This window comes from Nostoc sp. CCY0012 (assembly GCF_963920855.1).
In the GTDB taxonomy this organism is placed as follows: Bacteria; Cyanobacteriota; Cyanobacteriia; order Cyanobacteriales; family Nostocaceae; genus Cyanocohniella.
Genome location: NZ_CAWUDM010000023.1, coordinates 45,841 through 72,293, shown reverse-complemented (window position 1 = coordinate 72,293; position 26,453 = coordinate 45,841). Strand labels below are relative to the sequence as shown.

Below are 26,453 nucleotides of genomic sequence, written 5' to 3'. Positions count from 1 at the left end.
TCTCAGTCAGACTCCTGGTATACAAGCGGTTCAAGACTTTTCTGCACCACTAAGCCCCAGAGGTAGCGAAATTAGCACCTTGGGTAATTGCCCTAGTAGCAGCTGGGGGTTTGGCCGCAGCTTTGTCTACAGCATCGGGATTATTGTTAGTAATTTCTAGTTCCGTTGCCCATGATATCTACTACCGTATCCTAGATTCCAACGCCTCAGAACAAAAACGGGTATTTGTGGGGCGGATAATGGTGGGTGTTTCTCTAGTCCTAGCGGGATATTTTGGCGTAAATCCACCAGGATTTGTCAGCGAAGTGGTAGCTTTTGCCTTTGGTTTAGCTGCTGCTAGCTTCTTCCCGGTAATTTTTCTGGGAATTTTCGACAAACGTACCAATTCCCACGGTGCGATCGCGGGGATGTTAACTGGTTTAATTTTCACTATGATTTATATCATCGGCGTAAAATTTGCAGGTATGCAACCTTGGTTTTTTGGCGTTTCACCTGAAGGTATTGGCACATTGGGAATGCTGATTAATTTTGTAGTTACCCTAGTAGTTTCTCATCTCACACCACCCCCACCACCAGAAATTCAAGCCTTGGTGGAAGACTTGCGTTCCCCTGCTGTAGAAATATGATGTAATTGTGGTTGTGAAGGCATTTGGTACGTGCGATCTAATAGCGACTGGCAAGATTTTAGCCCATATTTTGGCAACCAACCGGGCTACGATACAACAGCAGGCAGGGCTATTTGGGGTGAAACTGATGGCATGGCTTTCAGTGGAAATATTGGTATTGGTGCGTACAGTGTTTTGATGCTATCGCAGTAATTTGTGCGTACCTATTTCAATTCTTAGTGAATTGTGAACATCTTCAGCGAAGCCGGATTGCTATATGTGTTCTAACATTAATCAAGCAATAGGTGCATCAATTTTTGGCTAATATACCAGTTGCCAGATAGCCTAAAAGATCAACTGCTCATAAAATCCTTACAAAAATAGCCTTTCAAGCCTGTTCCCTATTCCTGTCCCCGGCTATAGATTCCTGCTCTAGTTTTTGAGAGATTCATCAATATGCCTACTCTTCAACTACCTGATGGCCCCCAAACTCATCCTTGGGTACAGACATATCAGTGGATAACTAGCCCTTTTGAATATATGGAAGCCTGTGCTAAAAACTATGGCGATATGTTCACTCTCCGCATTGGCCCAGTTTTTAAGCCTCAAGTATTCGTTAGCAACCCTCAAGCTATTCAGCAGATTTTTAGCACCGACCCCAAATATTTAGACTCTGGTGAACCTGCTGGGATAAAATCGCCTTTGTTGGGGCAGCAATCGCTACTAGCCCTAGAAGGCAAGCCTCATCAGCGACAACGCAAGCTATTGACTCCCCCCTTTCATGGCGAACGAATGCTAGCCTATGGTGAGTTAATTCGTGATATCAGTAAGCAAGTAACTAATCAATGGCAGGTTGGGGAAACTATTTCTGCCTTGTCATCGATGCAAGCCATCTCCTTCCAGGTGATTTTAAAGGCTGTATTTGGTTTATCTGAAGGGCCTCGTTACGAAAAACTGAAGGAACTTTTAATTGCTATACTCAATCCCAAAAGACCTGCTTTGAGAGCATTTGCGCTGCTTTTTCCGTTATTGCGGCGGGATTTAGGTGCATGGAGTCCTTGGGGACAGTTTCTGCGTTTACGGCAGCAAATTGACGAACTCATCTATGCTGAGATTCAAGAACGCAAGGCAAAGCCTGACTCATCCCGGACTGATATTTTATCTTTAATGATGGCAACTCGTGATGAAGCGGGTGAGCCAATGACGGATGTAGAGTTACGTGATGAGTTGATGACTTTATTAGTAGCAGGTCATGAAACGACAGCTACATCACTTGCTTGGGCTTTGTACTGGATTCATCATCAGCCCCACGTGCGTGAGCGACTATTGCAAGAGTTGGACACTCTGGGAGAAAATCCCGACCCCAATGCTATTTTCCGATTACCTTACTTAAATGCAGTTTGCTCAGAGACATTACGCATTTACCCAGTAGCAATGTTAGTTTTGAGTCGATTGGTAAAATCACCGCTAGAAATTGGGGGATATCAGTTTACCCCTGGGACTTTATTAATTCCCTGTGTTTATCTCACCCATCATCGGGAAGATTTATATCCTGATTCCAAGACATTTAAACCAGAGCGTTTTTTAGAAAAACAGTTTTCAGCTTCGGAATATTTACCCTTTGGTGGTGGGAACCGTCGCTGTATTGGCATGGCTTTTGCTCTATTTGAGATGAAATTGGTACTAGCAACCGTACTGTCAAATTGGCAAATGGAATTGGCTAATAGTGAACCAGTACAGCCAGCACGTAAGGGCATACTGTTTGGGCCCAAAGGAGGTGTACAAATGTTAGTCAAAGGCAGGCGTGAGCAACATCAGCCAGTTCTTGAGACTAGTTCAGTGTAAAACCAAGGGGGTGTGGTGCGATCGCATCCTGTTGATAAATTTATCACAGAAGTCTGAAAGCCTTACCCCTCATTTCTTAATCGAAAACGTACTGGCATTCCATCACATGGATAAATCAAAAGGTTCTGCTGTAAATTTTCCAGGGATGCACGACCGTTGACTAACTCCCAGTCGAAGTGGCGTAGTAGTAGTGACAGCATCACTGTTGCTTCCAGCATCGATAAATGCTCTCCCAGGCAACGGTGAGAACCTGAGCCAAAGGTAATCATTGGTAATGGAGTACTTTCGGTACTCTTGTTTAACCAACGCTCAGGCAAAAATTCTTCCGGATGAGAATAGATTTCTGGATCTCTTCCCGCCCCAAACATTGACCAGAAAACTTTTGTACCACGAGGAATAACCTTATCCTCAATTATAATGTCACGTTGAGCCTCCAATGAAGTCGAGCCGGACGCAACTGAATAAAGGCGCAAAGTCTCCTTGAAAATAGCCTGAATATAAGTCAATTCCTTGAGGTTTTCTGTATTAATACCACCTGGACTTTGCCAAACTTGGTCAACAATTGCTTGTGCCTGCTGAAAAACTCTTGGATTTAAAGCCAACTCCGCAACGGCAAAGGATAAAGAATGGGCTGTTGTGTCAGTACCTGCTATTAATAGTTCAATAGCTTCTGCTATTAGTGTTTCACGATTATATTTTGGTTCTTTGGCAGCTATTTTTACTAACATTGATTCTTGGAACAAAGAACTTACCTGTGCCAAATCGGTTTTGTTTTGTTCCCTCATCTGTAAAGCTAAGTCTATACGGGGAGTAAGGAAGTCTTCTATATATCGTCTTGCTGCCCAATAATCTCGTGAATTCTTCGTTGGCAGATATTTCATCCATCTTTTCTCGCCAGTAGCTACCCTTAAGAATCGATAGCCGAGAATAGACATTGATTCGTACACCTTTAGTACATCAAGGGGTGGCCCTTCAGGACTAGCAGTTTTGCTATCCACAGGAATACCCAGCATGAGAGAGGAAATTACTCTCATTGTTAGTTCTATAAACAGAGGATCTATCTGAACTTCTTTTAGTGGCGGAGCTGCTTTGAGTTTCTCAATTACCTGTTCGCAGGCTTGGTTAATAATTTCCACATATCTGGACAGACCGCTAGAACTAAACTCAGGGTTCCAAGCCTTGCGTCGCCATTGCCACTCAGCACCATTTTGACCCAAAAGAATGGGGCCACCAATGTCATTCCAAGCTTTGCTCGCTTGTTTAGACCTGACGAGGCTACCGTCTCTCATCCCATTAACAATCGTCTGTTCAATAACTTTCGGTTTACTCAAAACTAGAATTGGATAGCCCACCCGGTAAACATACATCGGGCCTAGCTGCTGGCTCCAATCAAACAATAATTGGAAAAATTTTTTCTGTTTTACTGCTGCTAATACTTGTGGAATATTTCCTAACAGCCAGTGTCTGGGCGGAGAGGGGATTGATTCTAGGGATTTGTAAGTATTTTTTTGTTTCCACCAGCGCCAGCTAAGGATTCCCACTACGCTACTAAACCCTAGGAATAGGGATAAATATGGAAAAAAGGAAGAAAAAGCTATCTGAGCAGTAATCTCTTGAAACATAAATTTTCTTTAATCCAACAAAAACTTCAAATTCTCCCGATACTACCGCATCGTTTCCAGCTTCTTAAAAAGCTGTTTCATATAAAAATAGGACTTACGCACTCGCCACGAAAATCAAGGCTTTGAGATTGCTGCCCTACGGTCGCAATGACGGAAATACGTTAGGGTTACGTAAGTTCTGAAAAAAATTATTTGTAATAACTAATACGACCTAGCAAATAAATAACCAAAAATGAGTCATAATCCCTATTTTTGGTTAGTTACAAAGATGTATACCAGAAAACAGGGACAGTTTACAGAAGGTCTATCAGACAGATTTTTGATGGCTAGCCTGGAATGTAGAGTCAGCAGTACTTACTGAAGTTTCAAAAATTTATCTAAAGCTACCACCATACTGGGAGGCCAACGGCGGATATTTGTCACCCAGTCCATATTTTTGTAGCGATTATCTAGTCCATAAGCTGCCACCCAATTACTTTCCGCCTCACCTTTATTGCCATTTACCCAGTAAGCTGCTGTGAGAGCGGCGCGCATATCGGCAAATTGGGGATATTTGCGGACTATGTTCTTCATTTCGCGGATGGCTTGGTCAGTTTTACCAGTTTCATAAAGGGCGAGGGCATAATTGGCACGGGCAAAGGCAAAATTCGGGGCAATTTCTGCTGATTTTTGATAATCTGCGATCGCCTCTTCCCATTTTCCTAACCCTGATTTAGCATTACCCCGATTGTTGTACGCCATCGCATCATTCGGATCAAGTTTCAAGACATGATTATAATCTGCGATCGCCTCTTCCCATTTTCCTAAACCTTCCAAGGCTGTACCACGATTCAAATAAGGATCGGTGGCGTTGGGAGCCAATTCTATGGCTTGGTTGTAATCTGTCAATGCGGCTTGTAACTTATTCTGACTCACCCGCGAATTGCCCCGGTTACTCCATGCACCGGCATTGGTGGGAAATTGCTCGATAATCTGTGTCCAGTAAGTTTCCGCTGTGGCAAAATCACCTTTATTAGTAGCTTTAAAAGCCTTATTTGCTAATTCATCTCCTTGTTGTAACTGTTCTTGAGTAATGCTAGGCGGTGGGGATACTGCCATAACTGGTTTACTCCAGCCAAACACAAGTAATAGACTTAGAAAAATACCAATTATTTTAATCATTTAATTCTTTTTTATGTGCAACATCATTGATCATAAAACAATCTTCAATTATTAGTTAACAATAAAATACATATCCAGCCAAGAATATAGAAATTTTCCTTAAACGCCTCTACAGAATTTACAATTAATGCGTATTGCATTTTTGCAGATATCTATGCTACTGAACTTCATAGAGAATTTGGATATTTCATAATATTGTTACCAAGCATACAAACTAAAAATATCAGATCCATTGAGTATAGGTTCTTGTTCAATTTTAATATTTTTAAATCCTTGATCTTTCAGCAAATAGCTGATCTGGTCTATACGAAAATCCAAATTATGGACTTCTACAAAAACTTGCTTAATTTTGTGCCAATCCTCATCTTTAATACCTAATAACACATCCATTTCACTTTTTTCTACATCCACTTTTAGTAAATCAATTTTTTCAATTTGGTGTTCAAAAATAATTTCTGAAATAGTTTTTAATTGACAATTAACTTGCTGTCCTTGAAAACTGCTTGTCAATTTATAATTGATAATTCGTGAAAACACAGAATAGGGCAACCACCGTAACCAGGAAATCGAGGCAGGAAAATGTTTAAAATTTGCTACAGCTATCTCTTTCAGGTCATCTATTTCGGAGTTTTTGCTAATTGGGTATGCAGTAGAACCAAATGTCATATTTGGATAATAAGTGAATTTTACATCACCAGATTGTTGTGAAAGCCCACAAGGAAATAATTTGATATTTTCAGCATTCAAACCCTTAACATTAGCATTCAATACTTCATAAATATCAGGTATGGGTTCAAAGGAATAAACATTAATTTGATGATTAAATTTTTCAAATAACCAAAGTGTAAATAATCCTATATTTGCGCCAACATCAAAAACGGTATCACCTGCATTGATTTGAATACCGTGTTTCACATAATTCTGTACCTCCTGATACATTAATCGGGCTTCATTTTTTTGTAGACAAAATATTTTCGTTCCGTTAGAAAGACGAATTTTTGGCATGAAAGAATTTCTCATAAATTCAGGTTCAACAACTTAGTAACTTTGCATCTTGGCACGAAAAAATATCTCCCGTCAAAAGAGGCAGGGGGGCAGGGGAGCAGGGGGGAGGTAGTCCGACCAATCAAGAATGCTCTGGAAGACGATGCCCTGAGCAGTTACCCTTCGGCAAGCTCAGGGTATCGCAGGTGGCACAGTGAGCTTGTCCAACTGTGGCACAGTGAGCTTGTCGAACTGCTCACTGAACACGTTGCTCCTCTCCCGCCTTAGCATCAGCATCATTATTGGCTACAACAACGACAACTGTTCATTAGGTGGCTTAAATCCCAAATGCTTGTAGGCTGCGGTTGTGGCTGTTCTACCGCGAGGAGTGCGGCTTAAATAGCCAATTTGCATCAGGTACGGTTCATAGACTTCTTCAATTGTTTGGGTATCTTCACCTGTAGCGGCGGCTATTGTTTCTAATCCCACTGGGCCACCGTTAAATTGTTCAATAATTACACTCAACATTCGGCGGTCTGTCCAATCTAAACCGCATGGATCGACTTGAAATAGTTGCAATGCTTCTGCTGCGACACTTTCTGTAATTTCACCAGATAATTTAACTTCCGCATAATCACGTACACGCTTGAGTAATCTATTAGCGATACGGGGCGTTCCACGTGAACGACGGGCAATTTCTGTGGCTCCATCTTGTGCAATGGGAGTTTTGAGAAATTCAGCACTGCGTAAGACAATTTGGCTGAGTTCGTCAACTTCATAAAAGCGCAATTTCTGGACTAACCCGAAGCGATCGCGCAATGGTGAAGTTAAGGCCCCCACACGGGTTGTGGCTCCCACCAAGGTAAATTTAGTTAGTGGTACACTTCGTATCCGGGCGCTGGAACCCTTGCCAATAGTAATATCTAAGCGATAATCTTCCATGGCCGGATAGAGAATTTCTTCGGTCATCCGCGAAAGACGGTGAATTTCATCAATAAATAATATATCTCCGGGTTTAAGGTTCACTAGTAGCCCTACAATATCCCTTGGACGCTCTAACGCTGGCGCACTGGTAATTTTGTAGTTTACTCCCATCTCCGATGCTAAAATCATGGCCATTGTTGTTTTACCTAATCCCGGAGGCCCATATAGCAGCAAGTGATCCAACACCTCACTGCGTGACTTAGCTGCTTTGATGGCAATATCTAACACATCCTTTAAGTCTTTCTGCCCAATGTAATCAGCAAATCGCTGTGGCCGGATACTCTCTTCTTGCTTACCTTGTTCATCAACAGCAGCTTCCGGTTGCAAAATATTTTCATTGGAGGGTTTGGGCGCAGACTCCTGACGCTGCTTTGGTTGTCCGTTGGGTTCTTGAGGCTGTTTTTTCGAGGAGATTATCGCCATAATTCAGCTATCAACTTTGACTTGAGGACTGTTTGAGTGCCATCGAGGCCACAATGGCCGCGACTAAACACGGGTGCAAAAATTTTTTGTGGGAACTGCGCGCACCAATTTAGAATTTAAATTCCGGATGATTACCCAGGAGTGAAAAAGTTATTATGTTGTCTAAAAGAATCTTACCGTGTTTAGATGTTAAGGCGGGACGGGTTGTAAAAGGAGTTAACTTTGTAGATCTCAAGGATGCAGGTGATCCGGTAGAACTAGCAAAAGTTTACAACGAGGCTGGTGCTGATGAGTTAGTGTTTCTGGATATTACAGCCACTCATGAAGACCGGGATACAATTATTGATGTGGTGTACCGCACCGCTGAACAGGTCTTTATTCCTTTGACTGTAGGTGGTGGGATTCAATCCTTAGAAAATGTTAAAGCTTTGTTACGGGCAGGCGCAGACAAGGTTAGTATTAATTCTGCGGCCGTACGTGATCCAGACTTGATTGATCGGGCAAGCGATCGCTTTGGTAATCAATGCATAGTTGTTGCTATTGATGCTAGACGCAGGATTGACCCCAACAATCCTGGCTGGGATGTGTACGTGCGAGGTGGTAGGGAAAACACCGGCTTAGATGCTTTACGTTGGGCGCAAGAAGTTGAAAAACGAGGTGCAGGGGAACTCCTAGTCACTAGTATGGATGCTGATGGGACTCAAGCTGGCTACGACCTAGAGTTAACAAGAGCCATCGCTGAATCTGTACAAGTTCCTGTGATTGCTTCTGGTGGTGCAGGTAACTGTGAACATATCTATACGGCACTAACTGAGGGGAAAGCTGAAGCTGCATTACTAGCGTCATTACTGCATTACGGACAATTAAGCGTAGCCGAGATCAAAAATTATCTAGGCGATCGCTCGGTGCCAATTCGATTATTATCATGATGTGTTCAACATGATCGAAAAGTAATCACATCTATCACAAGTTAGATACAGTTCTCTAAAACAGTGTTAACATTAATTTACGAGTATGAATAAATATTAAGAAATATGTTGATCCCTATTTTACTATTTGATGTGGCGCTGGTAGCGTGGTCACTCCATCTCATGGAGAAAGCCGTTGAGCATAAAGAATTTTCTTTAATGCTGGCTGGGACATTGGTGGCACTTGCTGCGGCTGCTATGTTGGTAGTTTACTTTCTCATGGGACACTGTATGAGCTATTTATTGCAAGTGTCCTAGAGAGTACTGTTTAATGCAGAAAATATTTAACATAAAAAATATTAATATTCAGGCAATATTCAGAACGAATTTCGTAATTCGTCTCTATCAGAAATTTTATTTCTAAGTTGAGTCCGCGCAGGACTTTCGGCGAAGCCACTTCGACAAGGTTCAGTACAAGTCAGTCGAACTAAGAACTTGGTTTATATAGCCCCAGACTTCCAGTCTCAGGGCTTTTTACATATTTGGGATGCTCCCGTTAAAACAGATTGAGAGATAATTTAGATTGCACCTGCTCGATTAAAGTCCCGCGATTGACTGCATCTATAAATCTTTGTACAGGTGTCCAATTTCTTTGCCATTGAAAATGATTGACTGCAATTGCGAATATTTTCTCAATCAAAATTTCAGCACATTTATCTTGTATGTGCTATGTGCATGGTATTTACATACATCTGTGGCTTAAATAAAATAGTATCTATATTTTTTAATTTTTCAAGCTAATATGAACCATATTTAAATTTTGGGTATAGTTGGCCAATATTAGGTGTCAATTAAACCATTGATCATGAAATTGTAAATTTCACCACATAAATAAAATCCAAAAACATATCCCCGACTTATTCAATAAGTCAGGGACATTAGGAATTGTTTAAAATATAGTTGGTAGACTATATACGCGCTAAAACTGGCTCTTGTGTGATTGTACTGACATTCTTAGTTTCTGTATTTGTGCAATAAATTTCACAGGAGTTATTGGGACTTTCAATCAGTTTTATTTTGTACAGTGTAGCGCCTAATTCCTCAATAGGCGATCGCAGTAAATTACTAATGTAAAGTGCAATATTCTCAGCTGTGGGTACAACGTTGGCAAAGAAGGGAATATCTTTGTTTAAAAAGGTGTGATCAAATGGTTCTACCACATAATCTTCTATTACCTGATTTAAAGCACCTAAATCGACAATCATCCCCGTGCGCGAATCAATTTCCCCTTTTACGGTAACTTCTAAATGGTAGTTATGTCCATGACCATGAGGACGGGCGCACTTACCATAAATCTGGGAATTTTCTTCGTTACTCAAGTCAGGATGAGCCAGCCGATGGGCGGCGCTAAAGTGAGTGCTGATGTTGAGGTAGGCTTCCATTCCGTTTCCTATATAATCTGCCCAAAGTTCAGGATGTTCAAATAACTGCACACGGACTAAAGGCAAGTGGGGTGCTAAACGTTGCCAGATAACCCGTGCAATATTCTCGGTGGTAGGTAGAGTTTCTTGGAAATCTGCCCACACATCGTTGAGATAAGAAAAGTCTAGTTGGCTGGTAACTTCGCGCTTAATTACGTGTTTCACATCAGACAAGTTCAACACCATGCCATATTGATCCAATTCTCCCGCTAGAGAGATGAATAAAACATAGTTGTGTCCATGTCCGGGAAATCTCGAACAAGCACCAAATTTCTCAGTATTTTCGGCTTCACTCAATTCTGGCAACCAATAGCGATGACTAGCCGAAAACTGAGCGCGGCGATTAACAATGCATTGCATGAGTATTTTGGAAACAGAGCTTAAAATTTCTTAAACTTTCACTATTTCCAGGATAAACTAATTTCTTGACCAGTGGATGCAGCGATCGCCTATTTTCTCGCCTTCCCAAAGGTAAATTGTTCTAGAAAAAGCAACGGTTTACTTTACTGGTTCAAAGTCATAGCCAGTACGCGAACGATTACCAGTCACTATTTGTACTAGTTGTACAGCCGCATTGCGATCGCCTGAGGGTAAAAATCTAATTGCCCCAGAAGCACCAAGAGCAGCAAAGTCAGATGAGGCAAGTGCTTGTTGGACTCCAGAACGGGTAGGATTACGTTCTAATGCCACAATCAGTGCCACAGTGGCATCATAGGCCAGGGCAGTGCGCCAGCTGACATCACCACCCCATAACTGCCGCGACTCTTGGGGAAATTTTGATGTGGTATCGCCTGCAATATGCCAGGGAACTGCTACCACCATTCCCACTGCTTGATCTCTGCCAATTTCTAAAGTTTTAACTGTATACACATCATCACCCCCAAGGAGACTTAATTGCTTCTGGTTGAGTTGAACTACTTGTAAGGCTTTATCTAAAGTGTCAGTATTGGTTGCTAACATCAACACTTCTGCACCTTGCTGCTTGGCTTGTTCTAGACTTTGCGCTGCACTAAAGTTGGCTTGAGACAAGTCAAATTCCCGTGATACCTGTCCACCCTCTAACAAAACAGAAGAAACGAACTCCGATTTTAAAGACTGGCTGTAATTACTCTGGGAATTAAAGAACACTACGGCATTTTTCTGTTGCAAAGTTTTTACCATATAGTTGGCTAAACTTCTAGCAGCAATAAAATCACTGGGAACCGTGCGAAAAACGTAGGGACTAAAATTAGAAATTTTTACCGAGGTACTGGTGGGAGAAATAGCTACCAGTTTTCCAGAATTATAAATCTTGCCAGCACCTAAAGTGGTATCACTACTATTAGGGCCAACCACGCCTAATATTTGCGGATTGTTGACTAAGGTAGCCGCAATTTGTTGGGCTATTTCTGGATTGTCATCGTCATTGGCGATGCCGACCTTTAAGGGTACTCCGTTAATTCCTCCAGAAGTATTAACGGCATTTTGCACTTGGGCCGTGCCACGTAAAATTTCTAAAGAAGCATTGGGGTCAGTACCCAACGGTACAGACGCAACAATGGTGTAGCTTTGAGAAGACCCAATACGGGCATTATTTAGATATATCAGCGCTTCTGGGTCATTACGTTGGAGTTTTAAGGATGCTTCTAAACTAGCGATCGCTTCAGGGTAATTTTCATTAGCTAACGCCTGTATTCCCTCTTTTTTGACTGGCGTTATTTCACCAGGAGTTAAAGTTTTTTCTCCAAAACTAATGCGGTCAGCAATCGATTGATTATCAATTGTTAAATTATTACTTGACTGGTTTTGGGGGAAAATTCGATTTTGAAATAACCACAAACCAGTACCGACTAATCCTAATGTAACTAGCAGAGATAAAACAAGAATAGTAGTTTCTTTCTTAGAGGACATAACTAATTTTTTATTTTTAATTAAAATATCAAAGATAATAATTTATAAATCAGGCGAAATATTGCTGTCACGGCAATGGTGACTAAAGCAGCTGCAACTGCTAAAAATGCGATTTCTGGAATGCCTAAATCTCCCCGGAACCAGGGAGTAAAAACGATAATAGCAAAGGTGATTCCCGAAATTATTAATAAATCAAATTTTTCAATCCACCGCTTAGTTTGGGCAAAAATTAGTATACCTAAAATTAAGGCGGCAGCTGGCAAGCTAATAATAGCTGATGGCAATAGACTAAACAAGGCGATGACAATTAATGCCCCTTCAAAGCCACTAAAACCTGCACTACTTAATAATTCCCAAGTGGCAAACGTTGGTTGAGATGGTGTTGCTTGGGGCTGTATGTGGGGCGGTTGCGGTTTGGGTATAACAGGAAGTGTGGATGACTGATTCAGGGCTGTCAGCACCTCATTAGCTGATTGAAAGCGTTGATTAGCCGCAGGTAGCAGCATTTTATCTAAAATATCAGCTAGTCGAGGATTAATACTGGCTTGAGAGCGCCATTTCCACTGGTTGCTGTAGGCATCGAATAACTGATTTGCTTCTTGACCTGTGAGCAAATTCAGCATAGTTACAGCCAACGCATACAAGTCTGTGGATGGAAAAACTTGATTACCTGCCATTTGCTCAGGTGGAGCAAATCCCATAGAGTAAATACCTGTAGAAGAACCAGCACCTGCTGATGGGGCATTTGTAACTTGCTTAACTGCACCAAAATCCAACAGAAAAAGTTTGCCATCCCGACGACGCATAATATTAGAAGGCTTGATATCTCGGTGAATAATGCGTTTATCGTGAACAAACTGTAATACTTTCAAAATTTCTGAGAGTACTTCTACAACCTGCTGTTCCGAAAATTTACCATTTTGCATTAACTCTTCTTCGAGATTTAGCCCATCAATATATTCTTGAACTAAGTAAAAAAACTGGTCTTGGTGTCCTGGTTGCAAGCTATTAACTACCACGGGAAAAAAAGCAAATAAATCGGGTATTTGCTCATGTTCGTTGCCGATTTGGGATAAAACTTCCGCTTCTCTTTCAAACAGCTGTTGAGCTAATTCTAGTTGAGTAGTACTTAAATTTCCCGCCGGTTGGAATTGCTTCACTACACATTCACGCATTCCGGGAATCCGGCGATCGCGTGCGAGAAAAGCTGCACCAAAACCACCTTTCCCCAGTAATTTAATGGGTACATACCGACCATCCAGCAGAAGTGGCATCCCACAGGTAGTGCAGTATTTTTGCTGTGTTGTTCTTAATGTTGTGACATCATCTAAATCCGCAAAATGATTTTTAGGGCGCGGACAGCGAGGACGGGTGCAGTAAACTTCCATTTTAGTTTTTAGTCATTAGTCAAAATAATTCGTAATTGTTAATTCGTAATTCGTAATTGTGATATCAGCCATCAATAAAGTTGCTTGCCATCATGATTTTTTGTTAATTAATAAATTCTAGAAATAAATTCTAAATTTATTAACTACGAATTACGAACTACGAATTAGTAATTATAATGACTAGATTTTAGCCTGCGTCAGAGGAACTTGGGGTTGCTGCATCCAGTGTATTTACCACTAGTTTCTTGTGTGATAATTTTAACATATCTTGATTCCAGTCTGGAGTAGCAAATTGCGGGAGAATTTCTTGACTAAAGGCTTCTGCTGCTTTGGAGCGATAGCGATTAGGATTAAAAATCAGCCATAGCGTCCGCTTCACCACAACGCCTTCAATGGGAGTGCATTGTAATACACCCATTTGTAATTCTTTAGCGATGGCGGAAGTAGAAACAAAGGCAGCGCCTAAACCTGATTGCACGGCGTTTTTAATTGCTTCTATGGAATTTAGTTCCATTTCAAATTTAAACCGCCTGGTATCGATATCACAGCGTGCTAATACCTGGTCAATTACTTTGCGGATAGTTGATTGGGAGTCGAGGGCAATGAATTGGAGTTTATATAGGTCTTCTTTTTGGATGGTTTCGAGTTTAGCAAAAGGATGAAATATGGGCAGAATCAGCGCCAGTTCATCTTCTGCGTAAGGCACAACTTCCAAAGATTCGCCCAGTTCTGCGGGAATTTCGCCCCCGATGATCGCCAGATCAACTTGTCCATTGGCGACACTCCAAGCGGTGCGCCGGGTAGAGTGGACGTGTAGTTGGACTGCCACATCGGGGTACTTTTGCCGGAACATGCCGATCATTTTCGGCAACAGATAAGTACCGGTGGTTTGAGAAGCACCGACAATTAAGGTACCGCCTTGGAGGTTTTGTAAATCCTCGATAGCGCGACAAGTTTCTTGGCATAAACTGAGAATTTTTTCCCCATAACTCAGGAGTAAATGCCCCGCTTCAGTTAATTGTGCGCGGCGTCCTCCCCGGTCAAATAAAGGCACATCCAGCTGCCGTTCTAAATTTTGTACTTGCAAGCTCACAGCAGGTTGTGAGACATAAAGACTATCAGCGGCGCGCTTGAAGCTGCCTTCTACAGCGATCGCTTTCAGGATACGTAACTGATCTAAAGTGAAAGGAAGGTCAGACATAAGGCTCAACCCACAAACTTGGAAAAAAGCAGCTTTGGCAACAAATCAAGTTTCATAGCTTTCTAGCCACAAATATTTTGTTGCATTTAAAACTTGGAAGCTTGACTCGAAAAAGACAGTACCACAACATCTTGATGAAAGTTCCCTAGGGAATACTTTGTGGTATTGGTTGTACTGAATTAAATTTTTGTTAAATTCCCTCACCTATGTATACGATGCTTAATTCTTGGCTTACTCCCAGTCATTTTGTCATGTTGGGGTTACAAATAGCTTTTGCGATCGCCCACAGTGGAGGAGCCGCTCTACGTCCTTGGGCAGAGAAGTATATCGGGCCAAGGCTTTATCGCATTTTTTTTGCATTAGTTAGTTTACCGTTGGCTGTGATCTTAATTATTTATTTTTTTAATCATCGTTACGATGGCTTACAACTGTGGCAGGTGCAGGGCGTACCTGGTGTAAAGTCAGTAGTTTGGGTGTTGTCAGCAATTTCGTTTTTGTTTTTGTATCCTGCCACCTTCAATCTACTAGAAATTGCCGCTATTCAAAAGCCCCAAGTCTCCCTCTACGAGACAGGCATCATTCGTATTACCCGCCATCCGCAGATGGTAGGGCAAATAATCTGGTGTGTTGCCCATACACTTTGGTTAGGAACTAGTTTTACCCTAGTTACTTCCATTGGTTTGATTTTGCACCATATATTTGGAGTTTGGCATGGCGATCGCCGCCTAGCTGCCCGTTATGGAGAAGCTTTTGAAATTGCCAAACAACGGACTTCAATTATTCCTTTCCAAGCAATTATTGATGGTCGTCAATCTATCAAATGGCAGGAATTTATCCGTCCAGCCTATTTAGGAGTAACAATTTTTATAGGTCTGTTATGGTGGGCGCATCCTCTATTGCTTGTAGCGACTAGTAGGGTAGAATGGTAATTTCAGCTGATCCCCATGATCCCCAAAAAATACAAGATTCATGAAAATTTCCCCTTATCAACTGCTACCAAATCAATGTAGGATGAATGCAAACAGCTGTCAGTGGGAGTGGGGTCAGTCAGTTTGATAATTTATAAAAGTATGTTGCTGGTCAAATGCCTATCTGGGGAGAGCGATGGCAAAGCAGTCTAATTCCCTCAAGAGCAGCAATCAGGAGTTGAAAAGCAAAAAAGCCACCGTGAACTCACACTGGCTTTTTGATCAAAGTTAAAATAAGAGCGGAAATAGTTGCACAATCATGTTTACCCAAAAGAGCATGATTTAGGCACTGGCCAGCTTGCCAATTCCCACGACTGATAGCTAGTTTTGATATCAAAACCCTATAATTTTAGAGGCGTCATGGTGTTGTCGGTTAGTGAGCGGACATTTACTCAAGAAGTTTTAGAATCACCAATTCCTGTTTTAGTTAATTTTGAAGCACCTTGGTGCGGCCTGTGTCGCATTATTCATCCTTTATTGTTGCAATTTAATGCTCAATGTGGGGATCAAATTAAATTAGTCGGGGTCAATGCTGATGACAACTTTAAACTGGCTAATGCTTATCGACTAAAGTCATTACCTACTTTACTATTAGTAGAAAACGGCATAGTTCGGCAGCGCCTAGAAGGTTTTCGTGGCAGAGACGATTTACGTTTGGCTTTAGAACAAATTAATCTTACTTACAGTAATCGCACTAAAACATACAACAGTGCCATGACAGCAGATTTAGAATGTCGTTCAGCATAACTAGGGGATGAGGGGTTGGGTACTGGGCGTGAAGAACACTCTTTTTTTGTACCTAGTACGTAGTCCCCAGTCGCTAAAATATAAAACCATGCTTAATTACCCCGCCCAAAGCTCATTGGGTGGGGTATTTTATCCTCAAGGGTGTGTGTCACAATTATTAACAGTTCCGCCAAGTTAGTCAAGAATTCTAAAAGTAAGCGTCAGTGATGGAAGTAATCTATCAATATGCCTGGCTAATTCCAGTATTTCCCCTTTTAGGGGCAATGCTAGTTGGTCTAGGGTTAATTTCTTTAAATCAGGTGACAAACCGCCTGCGACAACTCAACGCTGTGGTAATCATCTCCCTGATGGGAACAGCGATGGCATTCTCGTTGGCCTTGCTGTGGAGCCAAATTCAAGGACATGCGCCTTATATCCGCACCCTAGAATGGGCAGCAGCAGGTAATTTTCACCTGAGTATGGGCTACACTATCGACCACCTCACAGCTGTGATGCTGGTGATTGTGACCACAGTAGCTTTATTAGTCATGGTCTACACCGATGGCTATATGGCTCATGACCCAGGATATGTGAGGTTTTACGCCTATCTCAGCTTGTTTGGTTCCTCGATGTTGGGTCTGGTAGTTAGTCCCAACCTGGTACAGATTTACATTTTCTGGGAACTGGTGGGGATGTGTTCCTACTTGCTGGTGGGCTTTTGGTACGATCGCAAAGCGGCAGCAGATGCTTGTCAAAAGGCATTTGTCACCAACCGGGTGGGTGACTTTGGTTTACTCCTCGGCATTTTAGGGCTGTTCTGGGCCACAGGCAGCTTTGATTTCGGTGTCATGGGCGATCGCCTGGCCCAACTAGTAGAAACAGGTTCTGTGAGCAATTTTCTCGCCATTCTTTTGGCGATTTTAGTGTTCTTGGGGCCAGTTGCTAAATCTGCCCAATTTCCTTTGCATGTCTGGCTACCAGATGCAATGGAAGGCCCCACGCCCATTTCTGCCCTGATTCACGCAGCAACAATGGTGGCAGCAGGGGTATTCCTCATTGCCCGCATGTACCCAGTCTTTGAACACGTGCCAGTTGCCATGAACGTCATTGCCTTTACCGGGGCATTTACGGCGTTTTTAGGGGCTAGCATCGCCATAACCCAAAATGACATCAAAAAGGGTCTAGCTTACTCCACCATCTCCCAATTAGGCTACATGGTGATGGCAATGGGACTAGGCTCCTACAGTGCTGGTTTATTCCACCTGATGACTCACGCCTATTTCAAGGCCATGCTCTTCCTGGGTTCTGGTTCGGTGATTCACGGTATGGAAGGCGTTGTTGGTCATGACCCTGCTTTAGCCCAAGATATGCGGTTGATGGGGGGACTAAGAAAGTATATGCCCGTTACCAGCATTACCTTTTTGATTGGTTGCTTGGCAATTTCTGGTGTTCCGCCATTTGCTGGCTTCTGGTCAAAAGACGAAATTCTCGGTAATGCTTTTGAAGCTAACCCATTTTTGTGGTTGATTGGCTGGCTAACCGCCGGGATTACCGCTTTCTATATGTTCAGAATGTACTTCATGACATTTGAAGGCAAATTCCGGGGTACAGACGAGAAAATCAAAGCCAAACTCAAGCAAGCTGCATCCACCATTGTCTTAGAATTAGAGTCAGCCAAACCAGCGCCTAATTTTGGGCCTGGGGCAATGAAACAAGGAGAATTGGCAGCACATGATGCCCATGACGCCCACGGACATCACAGTGATACTCCCCATGAATCACCGTGGACGATGACTTTGCCTTTGGCATTGTTGGCTATACCTTCAATTTTGATTGGTTTAGTAGGGACACCCTACGCCAACTACTTCGAGGAGTTCATTTTTCCCCCTAGCGAAACCCTCACCGAAGTTTTGGAAAAAGCTGCTGAGTTTAACCCGACCGAGTTTTACGTCATGGCGGGGGCTTCTGTGGGCATTTCCTTAATTGGCATTACCTTGGCTTCGCTGATGTATTTGCAGGGTAAAATTAACCCAGCTGCCATCGCCTCGCAAATCAAACCACTTTATGAGCTATCCCTCAACAAGTGGTACTTTGATGACATTTACCATCGTGTCTTTGTCTTGGGCTTACGTCGTGTAGCCAGACAAGTTATGGAAGTTGACTTCCGGGTTGTCGATGGTGCAGTTAACCTCACAGGCTTTTTCACCCTGGTAAGTGGTGAAGGTCTGAAATACCTAGAAAACGGTCGCGCTCAATTCTATGCCTTAATTATCTTCGGGGCTGTTTTGGGCTTAGTGATTTTATTCGGTATAACCTAACTTCATGGTTGAGTGGTGACTTTGAATCCTCTTCTTACTCAAACACACCAGTTCGCCATTCAGCACTGGTTCTTCAGCACTCAGCACTGTTTTACGAGATGAAGGCAGGGTATACCTTTTCCCTCCTTCATCTTTCTTTGTTTTATTAAATCAACCTAACAAGCCAGACTAAATAACCAAAAAGCTGTTACTTAATAAATAGCTAGTGTCTTTTTGCCAAACATGATTCTGATTGCAGACGAATTGCGATGAATACAGCTAATTTCCCGTGGCTGACGACCATTATTTTGTTACCAATAGCGGCGTCGCTACTTCTTCCCATCATCCCTGACAAAGAAGGCAAAACAGTGCGCTGGTATTCCCTGATTGTGGGGTTAATAGATTTTGCACTAATTGTTTACGCCTTTTATACTGGGTACGACTTTTCCAATCCAGATTTGCAGTTAGTCGAAAGTTACCCCTGGGTACCACAATTGGGTTTGAATTGGTCAGTGGGGGCAGATGGCTTGTCTATGCCCCTGATTATTTTGACTGGATTCATTACCACACTGGCGATTTTGGCAGCTTGGCCTGTCACCTTCAAGCCCAAGCTATTTTATTTCTTGATATTGGCGATGTATGGCGGTCAAATTGCCGTGTTCGCCGTTCAGGACATGCTGTTATTTTTCCTGGTGTGGGAACTAGAACTGGTACCAATATATTTTCTGCTGTCGATTTGGGGAGGCAAAAAGCGGCAATACGCAGCAACTAAATTCATTTTATATACCGCTGGCGGGTCGCTATTTATTTTGCTGTCTGCCCTGACAATGGGATTTTACGGCGATACGGTGACCTTCGACATGCGAGCGATCGCCTTGAAGGATTTCGCCTTAAATTTCCAGATGTTATTGTATGGCGGGTTCTTAATTGCCTACGCTGTCAAATTGCCAATTATTCCCTTACATACTTGGCTACCTGATGCCCACGGTGAGGCTACAGCCCCCGTACACATGTTACTAGCCGGGATTCTGCTGAAAATGGGCGGTTATGCCTTAATTCGCATGAATGCCCAAATGCTCCCCGATGCCCATGCTTATTTTGCACCGGTGTTAGTGGTTTTGGGGGTGGTGAATATTATCTACGCTGCCCTGACATCCTTTGCCCAGCGCAACCTCAAGCGGAAAATTGCCTACTCCTCAATTTCTCACATGGGCTTTGTGCTGATTGGTTTTGCCTCCTTTACTGATTTGGGGTTAAGTGGGGCAGTTTTACAAATGGTTTCCCACGGTTTAATCGGGGCCAGTTTGTTCTTCCTTGTAGGGGCAACTTATGACCGGACACACACCTTGATGTTGGATGAAATGGGTGGTGTCGGTAAGAGGATGAAAAAGATTTTTGCTATGTTCACCACCTGTTCTATGGCTTCTTTAGCATTGCCAGGTATGAGCGGTTTTGTAGCAGAATTAATGGTGTTTGTTGGGTTTGCCACCAGCGATGCTTATAGCTCCACTTTTAAAGTTATCGTGGTGTTCTTGATGGCAGTTGGGGTGATTTTAACTCCAATTTATTTGCTGTCTATGTTGCGGGAAATTTTCTACGGTCAAGAAAACGAAGAATTAGTTTCCCACCAAGCTTTGATAGATGCGGAACCCCGCGAAGTGTTTATCATTGCTTGTTTGTTGGTGCCAATTATTGGTATTGGGTTTTATCCCAAATTATTGACTCAGATGTATGACGCAACCACAGTGCAGTTAACAGAAAGGTTGCGTGATTCTGTGCCGACTCTAGCGCAGCAAAAAGAGGCACCACAGCTATCTTTGAAAGCGCCAGAAATTGCTAATTAAGCAGCGATCGCTACTTAAATTAATATTACTTTAGGAGCGGGTCAAAAACCCGCTCTTTTTTATTATTTTTGGCTTAACAGAATGGCATCCTGCATTTTTATGGCTGGGAAAGACTCTAGATAAGTGTGCTGCTAGATATCGGGAGTTTTGTCGCAAGTACAAGCCAAAGCCAAAGCCAAAACCAGAAAAGCGTAACCATTGGGGAAGCAAGCTATTAGCAGGAATGAAGTTGAAAGGAAAGCCGAATAAGAAGAAAACATCACCAGGACAAATGAATCTACCTTGGAATACATGGGAAGCAACAGACCCAGAAATTCAGAAAGTAGCTGATAAATTTGTTATGGCGAACTGCTATCAACCACCAGGGGGGAGTGCCAGGTATCGAAAACCGGGAAACCTTGAAACGTCGTAGAAAAGTAGGTAATAAAAAATGTTTATGATTGACTGAAAGCTTTATAGGTTACAATTTACAAGTCTCTGCGCGAGAGAAGAGATATTCCTCAGTTCCTTTTTTTCCAAGTCATTCTCGTCTCTGTCTAAATGGTAAGATTTTAGAGGTAAGTGTCCCGTAGTGGTGTTAAAGCTACTATAATTTACGCTTGACCATTCCAATGCGTCATACATTGCTTTCCAGTCTCTTCCTTTTTGCTCGTAGATAAGCTTTTGAACACTAAAACCAAAGCGACCATAACTATATTGTACCCAAAGTTGGTCAAGGGTACGGAGGTCAGAACAGGGAAATTTGTCAATAGCACCAATGTCTAAAAACCCTTCACGTTCTCGGTTAGCTACTTTCAGCATCATTTTAGCTGTTTTCTCATCAGCCTCGAGCCAATTTCCAGCAGCTAAGTGTTCTAAAAGTTGTCTGTATTGTTCTGGCCATTGATCTTTAACAACCCTTATTCCTTCTCCATCAGTGCGGTTTTCCTGAGTCCAACAGGTAAGAAGTTTCTCTTCTCTGGCTGGATAATCTTTTATTTCTGCTTCTGTGGGTAATCTATAACGAATTAGGTTGTTATCAAAATTAGACTTTAAACTCAACCAAGCACAAAAACGATTAACTGCTTGAAAACTAATTCCCGTGACAGGTTGAGTGGGAGAAATATTATTCACATCATCTGGTAAAAAGCCTTGTTCAATAGTATTTGTGCCAAAAGCATCTTTGATAAACTCCTGATACTCTGCCCAAGTAAGATAACTTTGATCTATTTCCTGGGTTTCATTAATTCGCAATAAGTTATTTAACCTTCTGGTTAATTTTACCTGTGCTGCTATCTGGGCAATTTTTGCATCTTTAGATGTCAAACCAGCTTCAAGAATATTTTCCAGTTGACGCTGTGTTTGTAGTTCTACTTTCTTACTTTCTTTCAAACAATCATAAGCCAAACTTAAAGAAGTAACTGTTTGATTTTGTAAGGCTGCTTGAATCAAATTAGTAGCATCACTTTGAGCCGCATAAAGGCGAATTGTTTCCGCCCACCAAGAATTGTCAAAATTATCAATTAATATTTGTTCTTGCTGCAACTCCTTCACCTCAGCCGCAGCTAAATATTCCTGAAAACTCAAATGAGCAAATTCAAATATACCTTGCTCTCTTTCAACTATCAACCCACTCACATCTTTAACTTGTTCTAAAAATTCTCCTGACGTTAATGTAATATTAACTATTGTTTGCAGTTCCTTATCAATTAAACTCTCAACTTTTGCTGGTGCAAAAGTGCGAGTTTCCCTTTTCATCAAATCCAGTGCCAAAACTTGCAATACCGATTTATATTGTTCAGATGTCAGAGGGGGTTTAATTCTCGCATTTAGTCGAGTTCCCAAAAGTAAATCACAAATTTTTTGATAAAGTTCTACCCTCCGTCCTGGTAAAGCACTACCGCTATAGTGAACAGTAGCAATCATTGTTACCAAAAGCGGATTTGTTGCCATATCAGCTATAGCACGATTATTAATAATCCGGTCAATTAAATCGGCGGCATTTGTCTCAGCTTCTGCCCTAACTACCTGATTATTTCTGCCTGCGCGACTTCTAATTTCTGTTTGCAGATACCAACTGTTAATAAATTGCTTCATCTGCTCTAAGGTGAAAGGTAGAACTTTTAAAATAACTTTCACCTCATCCACAGGCGCACTACTATAACCATAAGGACGAGAAGTAATAATAAAAGCTGTTTGGCGATAAGTAGCCATTTGCTGATTTACCCATTTACTTACCTGCAAGCGTTCATTACTATCAGCGACTTCATCCAATCCATCCAACATGACCAAACACTTACCATTTTTTAATTGTTGATTAAACCAGTCTGTTTGGGGGTTGAGTTCAGCAAAAGCAGGTTGATTTTTTAAGTGATTGGTAATTAATTCTGGTAAATTTGGAGGATTATCGCTAGTAATTTTTTCACGGATATCGCGCAGGTACAATAAAACTGGTAAAAATGCCGGTGCTTTATATTTGCTATGACCATTTTTGGCATATGTCAAAGTTAAATGCTTCAGCAAGGTTGTTTTACCATATCCAGGGGGAGCAATAACAGCCATGCGGCGATAAATATTTTGTTTATAAATAGCAGCTAAAAAATCCCAAATTTCTTGATTTTCAAAATGTTGACTGGTGTGTTGAGTAGAAACCATTGCACCAGGAATATTTTCTAAATTACCTGTCTCAACTTTTAACGGTACAAATACATCTTCTAAATTCAAGACAGGTAAGCCAATTTTGAACCCCTCGGTCTCAAAGTCACAATAAAAATCAACTAATAACCTTTTATACTTACTCTCAAATCCTGAAAATTTTTTAATAAATTGATTTGGTAAGTCGTCTGCTTGTTTAGCAGTCCATTCTCCAGCTTGTTTACCTTTTTCCTCTGCTTTCGCTTCTAGGGCTTTCATAAATTCGCCGCTAAACTTCACCCAAAGAGAGGAACTGGCAGTGAGAAAAGTGGAAATTACAGCCTGTATCCATTGTTGGTTAAGGAGGAAATGAACTGTTACACCAGCTCCAGCACCAGTAGGAAGCCATTTAACTAATGCCTGTGTAATGTTTTGCATTTATCGGGCTTAAAGGAAGGTATTAATATGGTTACGCTTAAATACGTCTTTAATAAAAGTAGGACTTACGCACTCGGCATGAAAATAAAGGCTTTGAGATTGCTTCCCTACGGTCGCAATGACGAAAATACGTGGTAGGTTACGTAAGTCCTGAAAAGATGATACGTTAATTTACTTATGGTAATGAGAATTTCTGACTTTTCCTCTTAAGTGTCTTTTGCAAGCAGCCAACCTTGGCAAAGGTAGCGACGCACCAGCACCGAAATGGGAAATAATCAGACAAATCAGTTATTAGGTACAATTAACGCTTCTCGTTTTACAATTTATATTTGAAACCAAGCAGTCAAAGCCACAGCCAAAGCATCGGCCGCATCATCTGGCCGCGGAATCTCCTCTAAATCCAACTCCCGGGCCACTGCATCTTGAACTTCTGACTTATCTGCATTGCCATAACCAGTTAAAGCTTGTTTAATTTGAGCAGGGGTAAATTCAACATATGGAAGTTGGTGTTGTGCTAAAGCTAACAATAGTACACCCCGTGCCTGTGCCACAACGATAGTATTTGACATACGATAGAAAAACAATTTTTCAATTGCCACCAAATCTGGCTGCAATTGTTCAATCAGGGTGTGCAAATCGTCGAACAAGATACACAACCGCTGTCCCATCTCCGTGTCCGGCGTTGTCCGAATTACCCCAAAGTCAATCATATTGACTGTTGTATCTTGTACTCTTTGGGGATTTTGTGTGCAGGTAATGGCTCCAAATCCTAAAGTTGCCAATCCTGGGTCTAGTCCTAAAATTCGTTTTTCCATTAAATTTACTTTTACTGGCAATACTGGCAACTTTGACGACTTACAGCTAGTCTAAAGTCCTTGATAAATTTAAGAATTTCACATTTGATGCTAAAACCATGTAGTGTGCATTTTCTGTTAATCATTTAGTTTGTAGCGCTGCTCCGAATCAGGTATGTCAATTGGTTTTCTCAGACAAGCCCTCAACGCCCTGCAAAAGCAGTCGCGCGGCCGTACGTCCTATAGGGTCAACCAGTGGTTTAAGTGGTTATCCCCTGGGCTATCCATCAAACGCTGGCTACTAATCAGTCTTGGCGGGGTACTGCTGGCAATTCTGGGGTTGGCTATATGGGTAAAGCTAACCCCAATTTTTTGGATGATTGAGTTAGTTCGGGGTTTTCTGGGAGTAATCGCGGGCATTTTACCCAACTATATCAGCGGCCCTTTGGTATTGCTGTGTGGTTTTTTATTAATCCTATGGGGACAAACTCGCACCGTCGGTTCAATTACTAGGGTGCTAAGACCAGATGGTGAAGAAGAACTAATTGACATGTTGCTGGCTCATCGCCGATTATACCGAGGGCCAAAAATAGTAGTAATTGGTGGTGGTACAGGACTTTCCACGTTGTTACGAGGATTGAAAACCTACAGCGCTAATATTACTGCCATTGTGACTGTAGCTGATGATGGTGGTTCTTCTGGAAGGCTGCGTCAGGAATTTGGCGTTTTACCACCAGGCGATATTCGTAATTGTGTGGCAGCTTTGGCAGATGAGGAAAAGTTATTAACAGAATTATTTCAATATCGCTTTAAAGCTGGAGATGGATTGACAGGCCATAGTTTTGGCAATTTGTTTTTAACTGCCATGACCGATATTACCGGAGATTTAGAAAGGGCTGTGGCAGCTAGTTCTAAGGTTTTAGCTGTGCGGGGACAAGTTTTGCCCGCTACCCTCAGCGATGTTCGCCTCTGGGCAGAATTAGACGATGGCCGGCGTATTGAGGGTGAGTCTAGTATTCCCAAGGCTGGGGGGAAAATTGTGAAAATTGGCTGTATGCCGGCTAACCCTCCGGCTTTACCCGCAGCGATTAAGGCCATTAAAGAAGCCGACTATATTATTATTGGACCTGGTAGTCTTTATACCAGCTTAATTCCTAATTTACTTGTACCAGATATTGCCGATGCGATCGCCAAAACTAATGCTCCCCGCATCTACATCTGCAATATCATGACCCAACCAGGAGAAACTCAAGGATATACTGTTGCTGACCACATTCAAGCCATTGATATGGCATGCGGAGAAAGACAGTTATTTGATGCCGTACTAGTACACAAAAAATCCCCTTCAGAAAAATCACTGCTGCGCTATGCTCAACAAAATTCTCATCCAGTGTTTCTCGACAGGGAGGCTGTTACCCAGTTAGGGCGACGCATTGTTCTAGCTAATATCTTGTATGAAGATGAAATAGGTTGCGTACGTCACAACCCCCAGAAACTAGCACGCGTTTTGTTGCGGTGGTACAGAGGCGCTCATCATGGAAAATAAAGTCAAATGATGAGGACTGACGCACTCGCTACGAAATCAAGGCTTTAAGATTGCTTCTCTACGGTCGCAATGACGAAAATACGTGGTTGGTTACGTAAGTCCTGATGATTTCTACTAGTCAAGAACAACATCACATCTTGACCACTAATTTAGAATATTGAGTGCAGTATTTCCCCAGTCCCCAGTCCCTATGAAGAGATTACTTACAGATGCACAGGCCACATTAGACTTGGGTATCACACTTGCCCAAACTCTCCCCACTGGCAGTGTGATTTTATTAGAAGGTAATTTAGGAACTGGCAAAACTACATTGGTACAAGGGATTGGTCAAGGTTTAGGCATCACTGAATCAATTGTCAGTCCTACGTTTACTCTGATTAATGAGTACACCCAAGGACGTGTTCCTCTTTACCATTTAGATTTATATCGCCTAGAACCCCATGAGGTCGTAGCTTTAAACTTAGAAACTTATTGGGAAGGGATTGAAGTAATGCCGGGAATTATGGCGATTGAGTGGGCAGAAAGAATGCCCTATCAGCCAGAGAGTTATATTAGCGTGGTCATAACTTATGGCGAAGAGGGCATTCGTCAAGCTGAAATTACGCCATTCAATTGCAATATTGACAAATTGCTTCCTAGCATCTGAGGTTTTGGGGATTTGGTTAAGAACTTTATCCAATGTTTAACAGCATTCATTTGGATATGTTCTCAATCCACCATAGAGTAGGCAAAGAG

At 42.0% G+C, this 26,453-nt stretch carries 21 protein-coding genes and 1 pseudogene; 12 read left to right on the top strand and 10 right to left on the bottom strand.

Features of this window, described 5'->3' with window-relative positions:
* Nucleotides 1-56: 56 nt before the first annotated feature.
* From ACM0OS_RS09150 to ACM0OS_RS09140, 3 genes and pseudogenes are all read left to right on the top strand, one after another.
* Nucleotides 57-626: pseudogene (locus ACM0OS_RS09150) on the top strand (sodium:solute symporter family transporter); the annotation flags it as partial.
* Nucleotides 627-656: 30 nt separating this feature from the next.
* Complete coding sequence (locus ACM0OS_RS09145) at nt 657-818, top strand: hypothetical protein (protein ID WP_414542866.1); 162 nt, start codon at nt 657-659, stop codon at nt 816-818.
* Nucleotides 819-1,061: 243 nt separating this feature from the next.
* The gene (locus ACM0OS_RS09140) at nt 1,062-2,450 is read left to right on the top strand and encodes a cytochrome P450 (RefSeq protein ID WP_414542865.1); all 1,389 of its coding nucleotides are present in this window, start codon (nt 1,062-1,064) and stop codon (nt 2,448-2,450) included.
* A 62-nt stretch (nt 2,451-2,512) separates the two neighbouring features.
* Here the strand turns inward: ACM0OS_RS09140 and ACM0OS_RS09135 are convergent, their stop codons facing one another.
* The 4 genes from ACM0OS_RS09135 to ruvB form a co-directional block, all read right to left on the bottom strand.
* On the bottom strand, nt 2,513-4,072 hold the full coding sequence (locus tag ACM0OS_RS09135) for a cytochrome P450 (RefSeq protein WP_414542864.1): 1,560 nt from the start codon (nt 4,070-4,072) through the stop codon (nt 2,513-2,515).
* Between the two features lie 354 nt (nt 4,073-4,426).
* Nucleotides 4,427-5,233 carry a tetratricopeptide repeat protein gene (locus tag ACM0OS_RS09130; protein WP_414542863.1) on the bottom strand — a complete coding sequence of 269 codons (807 nt, stop codon included), beginning with the start codon at nt 5,231-5,233 and terminating at the stop codon, nt 4,427-4,429.
* A 198-nt stretch (nt 5,234-5,431) separates the two neighbouring features.
* Nucleotides 5,432-6,238 carry an FkbM family methyltransferase gene (locus ACM0OS_RS09125; protein ID WP_414542862.1) on the bottom strand — a complete coding sequence of 269 codons (807 nt, stop codon included), beginning with the start codon at nt 6,236-6,238 and terminating at the stop codon, nt 5,432-5,434.
* Nucleotides 6,239-6,523: 285 nt separating this feature from the next.
* Nucleotides 6,524-7,624 carry a Holliday junction branch migration DNA helicase RuvB gene (ruvB, locus tag ACM0OS_RS09120; protein ID WP_414542861.1) on the bottom strand — a complete coding sequence of 367 codons (1,101 nt, stop codon included), beginning with the start codon at nt 7,622-7,624 and terminating at the stop codon, nt 6,524-6,526.
* A gap of 155 nt (nt 7,625-7,779) precedes the next feature.
* On the opposite strand from ruvB, the gene hisF reads away from it, so the two are divergent.
* Entirely contained in the window at nt 7,780-8,553 is a 774-nt protein-coding gene (gene hisF / locus ACM0OS_RS09115; protein ID WP_414542860.1) for an imidazole glycerol phosphate synthase subunit HisF, read from the top strand.
* A 105-nt stretch (nt 8,554-8,658) separates the two neighbouring features.
* The gene (locus ACM0OS_RS09110) at nt 8,659-8,850 is read left to right on the top strand and encodes a hypothetical protein (RefSeq protein WP_414542859.1); all 192 of its coding nucleotides are present in this window, start codon (nt 8,659-8,661) and stop codon (nt 8,848-8,850) included.
* A gap of 650 nt (nt 8,851-9,500) precedes the next feature.
* Here the strand turns inward: ACM0OS_RS09110 and ACM0OS_RS09105 are convergent.
* From ACM0OS_RS09105 to ACM0OS_RS09090, 4 genes are all read right to left on the bottom strand, one after another.
* Nucleotides 9,501-10,373 (bottom strand): 6-carboxytetrahydropterin synthase, encoded by an 873-nt coding sequence (locus ACM0OS_RS09105; protein ID WP_414542858.1) that lies wholly within the window; start codon nt 10,371-10,373, stop codon nt 9,501-9,503.
* Nucleotides 10,374-10,511: 138 nt separating this feature from the next.
* On the bottom strand, nt 10,512-11,903 hold the full coding sequence (locus tag ACM0OS_RS09100) for an ABC transporter substrate-binding protein (protein ID WP_414542857.1): 1,392 nt from the start codon (nt 11,901-11,903) through the stop codon (nt 10,512-10,514).
* Between the two features lie 20 nt (nt 11,904-11,923).
* The gene (locus ACM0OS_RS09095) at nt 11,924-13,291 is read right to left on the bottom strand and encodes a protein kinase domain-containing protein (RefSeq protein ID WP_414542856.1); all 1,368 of its coding nucleotides are present in this window, start codon (nt 13,289-13,291) and stop codon (nt 11,924-11,926) included.
* 187 nt (nt 13,292-13,478) lie between these two features.
* Nucleotides 13,479-14,492 carry a LysR family transcriptional regulator gene (locus ACM0OS_RS09090; protein WP_414542855.1) on the bottom strand — a complete coding sequence of 338 codons (1,014 nt, stop codon included), beginning with the start codon at nt 14,490-14,492 and terminating at the stop codon, nt 13,479-13,481.
* A 215-nt stretch (nt 14,493-14,707) separates the two neighbouring features.
* On the opposite strand from ACM0OS_RS09090, the gene ACM0OS_RS09085 reads away from it, so the two are divergent.
* From ACM0OS_RS09085 to ACM0OS_RS09065, 5 genes are all read left to right on the top strand, one after another.
* Nucleotides 14,708-15,421, top strand: coding sequence for an NnrU family protein (locus ACM0OS_RS09085; protein WP_414542854.1), 714 nt, complete (start codon nt 14,708-14,710; stop codon nt 15,419-15,421).
* A 399-nt stretch (nt 15,422-15,820) separates the two neighbouring features.
* A complete protein-coding gene (locus ACM0OS_RS09080) occupies nt 15,821-16,207 on the top strand; it encodes a thioredoxin family protein (RefSeq protein ID WP_414542853.1) in 387 nt (128 codons plus the stop codon).
* A 206-nt stretch (nt 16,208-16,413) separates the two neighbouring features.
* Complete coding sequence (locus ACM0OS_RS09075) at nt 16,414-18,504, top strand: NAD(P)H-quinone oxidoreductase subunit 5 (protein WP_414542867.1); 2,091 nt, start codon at nt 16,414-16,416, stop codon at nt 18,502-18,504.
* 248 nt (nt 18,505-18,752) lie between these two features.
* Nucleotides 18,753-20,327, top strand: a complete 1,575-nt coding sequence (locus tag ACM0OS_RS09070; RefSeq protein ID WP_414542852.1) for an NAD(P)H-quinone oxidoreductase subunit 4 — start codon at nt 18,753-18,755, stop codon at nt 20,325-20,327.
* Nucleotides 20,328-20,550: 223 nt separating this feature from the next.
* Nucleotides 20,551-20,739, top strand: coding sequence for a hypothetical protein (locus tag ACM0OS_RS09065; RefSeq protein ID WP_414542851.1), 189 nt, complete (start codon nt 20,551-20,553; stop codon nt 20,737-20,739).
* 41 nt (nt 20,740-20,780) lie between these two features.
* Here the strand turns inward: ACM0OS_RS09065 and ACM0OS_RS09060 are convergent, their stop codons facing one another.
* Nucleotides 20,781-23,378 (bottom strand): GUN4 domain-containing protein, encoded by a 2,598-nt coding sequence (locus tag ACM0OS_RS09060; protein WP_414542850.1) that lies wholly within the window; start codon nt 23,376-23,378, stop codon nt 20,781-20,783.
* A 323-nt stretch (nt 23,379-23,701) separates the two neighbouring features.
* Nucleotides 23,702-24,193, bottom strand: a complete 492-nt coding sequence (gene ruvC / locus ACM0OS_RS09055) for a crossover junction endodeoxyribonuclease RuvC (protein WP_414542849.1) — start codon at nt 24,191-24,193, stop codon at nt 23,702-23,704.
* A 154-nt stretch (nt 24,194-24,347) separates the two neighbouring features.
* Between ruvC and ACM0OS_RS09050 the strand changes: the two genes are divergently transcribed.
* Together ACM0OS_RS09050 and tsaE are read left to right on the top strand one after the other, a co-directional pair.
* Entirely contained in the window at nt 24,348-25,718 is a 1,371-nt protein-coding gene (locus tag ACM0OS_RS09050; protein ID WP_414542848.1) for a gluconeogenesis factor YvcK family protein, read from the top strand.
* Between the two features lie 190 nt (nt 25,719-25,908).
* The gene (gene tsaE, locus ACM0OS_RS09045; RefSeq protein ID WP_414542847.1) at nt 25,909-26,364 is read left to right on the top strand and encodes a tRNA (adenosine(37)-N6)-threonylcarbamoyltransferase complex ATPase subunit type 1 TsaE; all 456 of its coding nucleotides are present in this window, start codon (nt 25,909-25,911) and stop codon (nt 26,362-26,364) included.
* Nucleotides 26,365-26,453: the final 89 nt, after the last annotated feature.

What these genes read in the sequence shown, in the direction of transcription:
- ACM0OS_RS09125 (WP_414542862.1), bottom strand. Translation starts at nt 6,238, where the DNA reads ATGCCAAAAATTCGTCTTTCTAACGGAACGAAAATATTTTGTCTACAA.
- ACM0OS_RS09130 (WP_414542863.1), bottom strand. Translation starts at nt 5,233, where the DNA reads ATGATTAAAATAATTGGTATTTTTCTAAGTCTATTACTTGTGTTTGGC.
- ACM0OS_RS09105 (WP_414542858.1), bottom strand. Translation starts at nt 10,373, where the DNA reads ATGCAATGCATTGTTAATCGCCGCGCTCAGTTTTCGGCTAGTCATCGC.
- ACM0OS_RS09095 (WP_414542856.1), bottom strand. Translation starts at nt 13,291, where the DNA reads ATGGAAGTTTACTGCACCCGTCCTCGCTGTCCGCGCCCTAAAAATCAT.
- ACM0OS_RS09135 (WP_414542864.1), bottom strand. Translation starts at nt 4,072, where the DNA reads ATGTTTCAAGAGATTACTGCTCAGATAGCTTTTTCTTCCTTTTTTCCA.
- tsaE (WP_414542847.1), top strand. Translation starts at nt 25,909, where the DNA reads ATGAAGAGATTACTTACAGATGCACAGGCCACATTAGACTTGGGTATC.
- ACM0OS_RS09050 (WP_414542848.1), top strand. Translation starts at nt 24,348, where the DNA reads ATGTCAATTGGTTTTCTCAGACAAGCCCTCAACGCCCTGCAAAAGCAG.
- ACM0OS_RS09065 (WP_414542851.1), top strand. Translation starts at nt 20,551, where the DNA reads ATGAAGTTGAAAGGAAAGCCGAATAAGAAGAAAACATCACCAGGACAA.
- ruvB (WP_414542861.1), bottom strand. Translation starts at nt 7,624, where the DNA reads ATGGCGATAATCTCCTCGAAAAAACAGCCTCAAGAACCCAACGGACAA.
- hisF (WP_414542860.1), top strand. Translation starts at nt 7,780, where the DNA reads ATGTTGTCTAAAAGAATCTTACCGTGTTTAGATGTTAAGGCGGGACGG.
- ACM0OS_RS09110 (WP_414542859.1), top strand. Translation starts at nt 8,659, where the DNA reads ATGTTGATCCCTATTTTACTATTTGATGTGGCGCTGGTAGCGTGGTCA.
- ACM0OS_RS09090 (WP_414542855.1), bottom strand. Translation starts at nt 14,492, where the DNA reads ATGTCTGACCTTCCTTTCACTTTAGATCAGTTACGTATCCTGAAAGCG.
- ACM0OS_RS09080 (WP_414542853.1), top strand. Translation starts at nt 15,821, where the DNA reads ATGGTGTTGTCGGTTAGTGAGCGGACATTTACTCAAGAAGTTTTAGAA.
- ACM0OS_RS09075 (WP_414542867.1), top strand. Translation starts at nt 16,414, where the DNA reads ATGGAAGTAATCTATCAATATGCCTGGCTAATTCCAGTATTTCCCCTT.
- ACM0OS_RS09060 (WP_414542850.1), bottom strand. Translation starts at nt 23,378, where the DNA reads ATGCAAAACATTACACAGGCATTAGTTAAATGGCTTCCTACTGGTGCT.
- ACM0OS_RS09070 (WP_414542852.1), top strand. Translation starts at nt 18,753, where the DNA reads ATGAATACAGCTAATTTCCCGTGGCTGACGACCATTATTTTGTTACCA.
- ACM0OS_RS09085 (WP_414542854.1), top strand. Translation starts at nt 14,708, where the DNA reads ATGCTTAATTCTTGGCTTACTCCCAGTCATTTTGTCATGTTGGGGTTA.
- ACM0OS_RS09100 (WP_414542857.1), bottom strand. Translation starts at nt 11,903, where the DNA reads ATGTCCTCTAAGAAAGAAACTACTATTCTTGTTTTATCTCTGCTAGTT.
- ruvC (WP_414542849.1), bottom strand. Translation starts at nt 24,193, where the DNA reads ATGGAAAAACGAATTTTAGGACTAGACCCAGGATTGGCAACTTTAGGA.
- ACM0OS_RS09140 (WP_414542865.1), top strand. Translation starts at nt 1,062, where the DNA reads ATGCCTACTCTTCAACTACCTGATGGCCCCCAAACTCATCCTTGGGTA.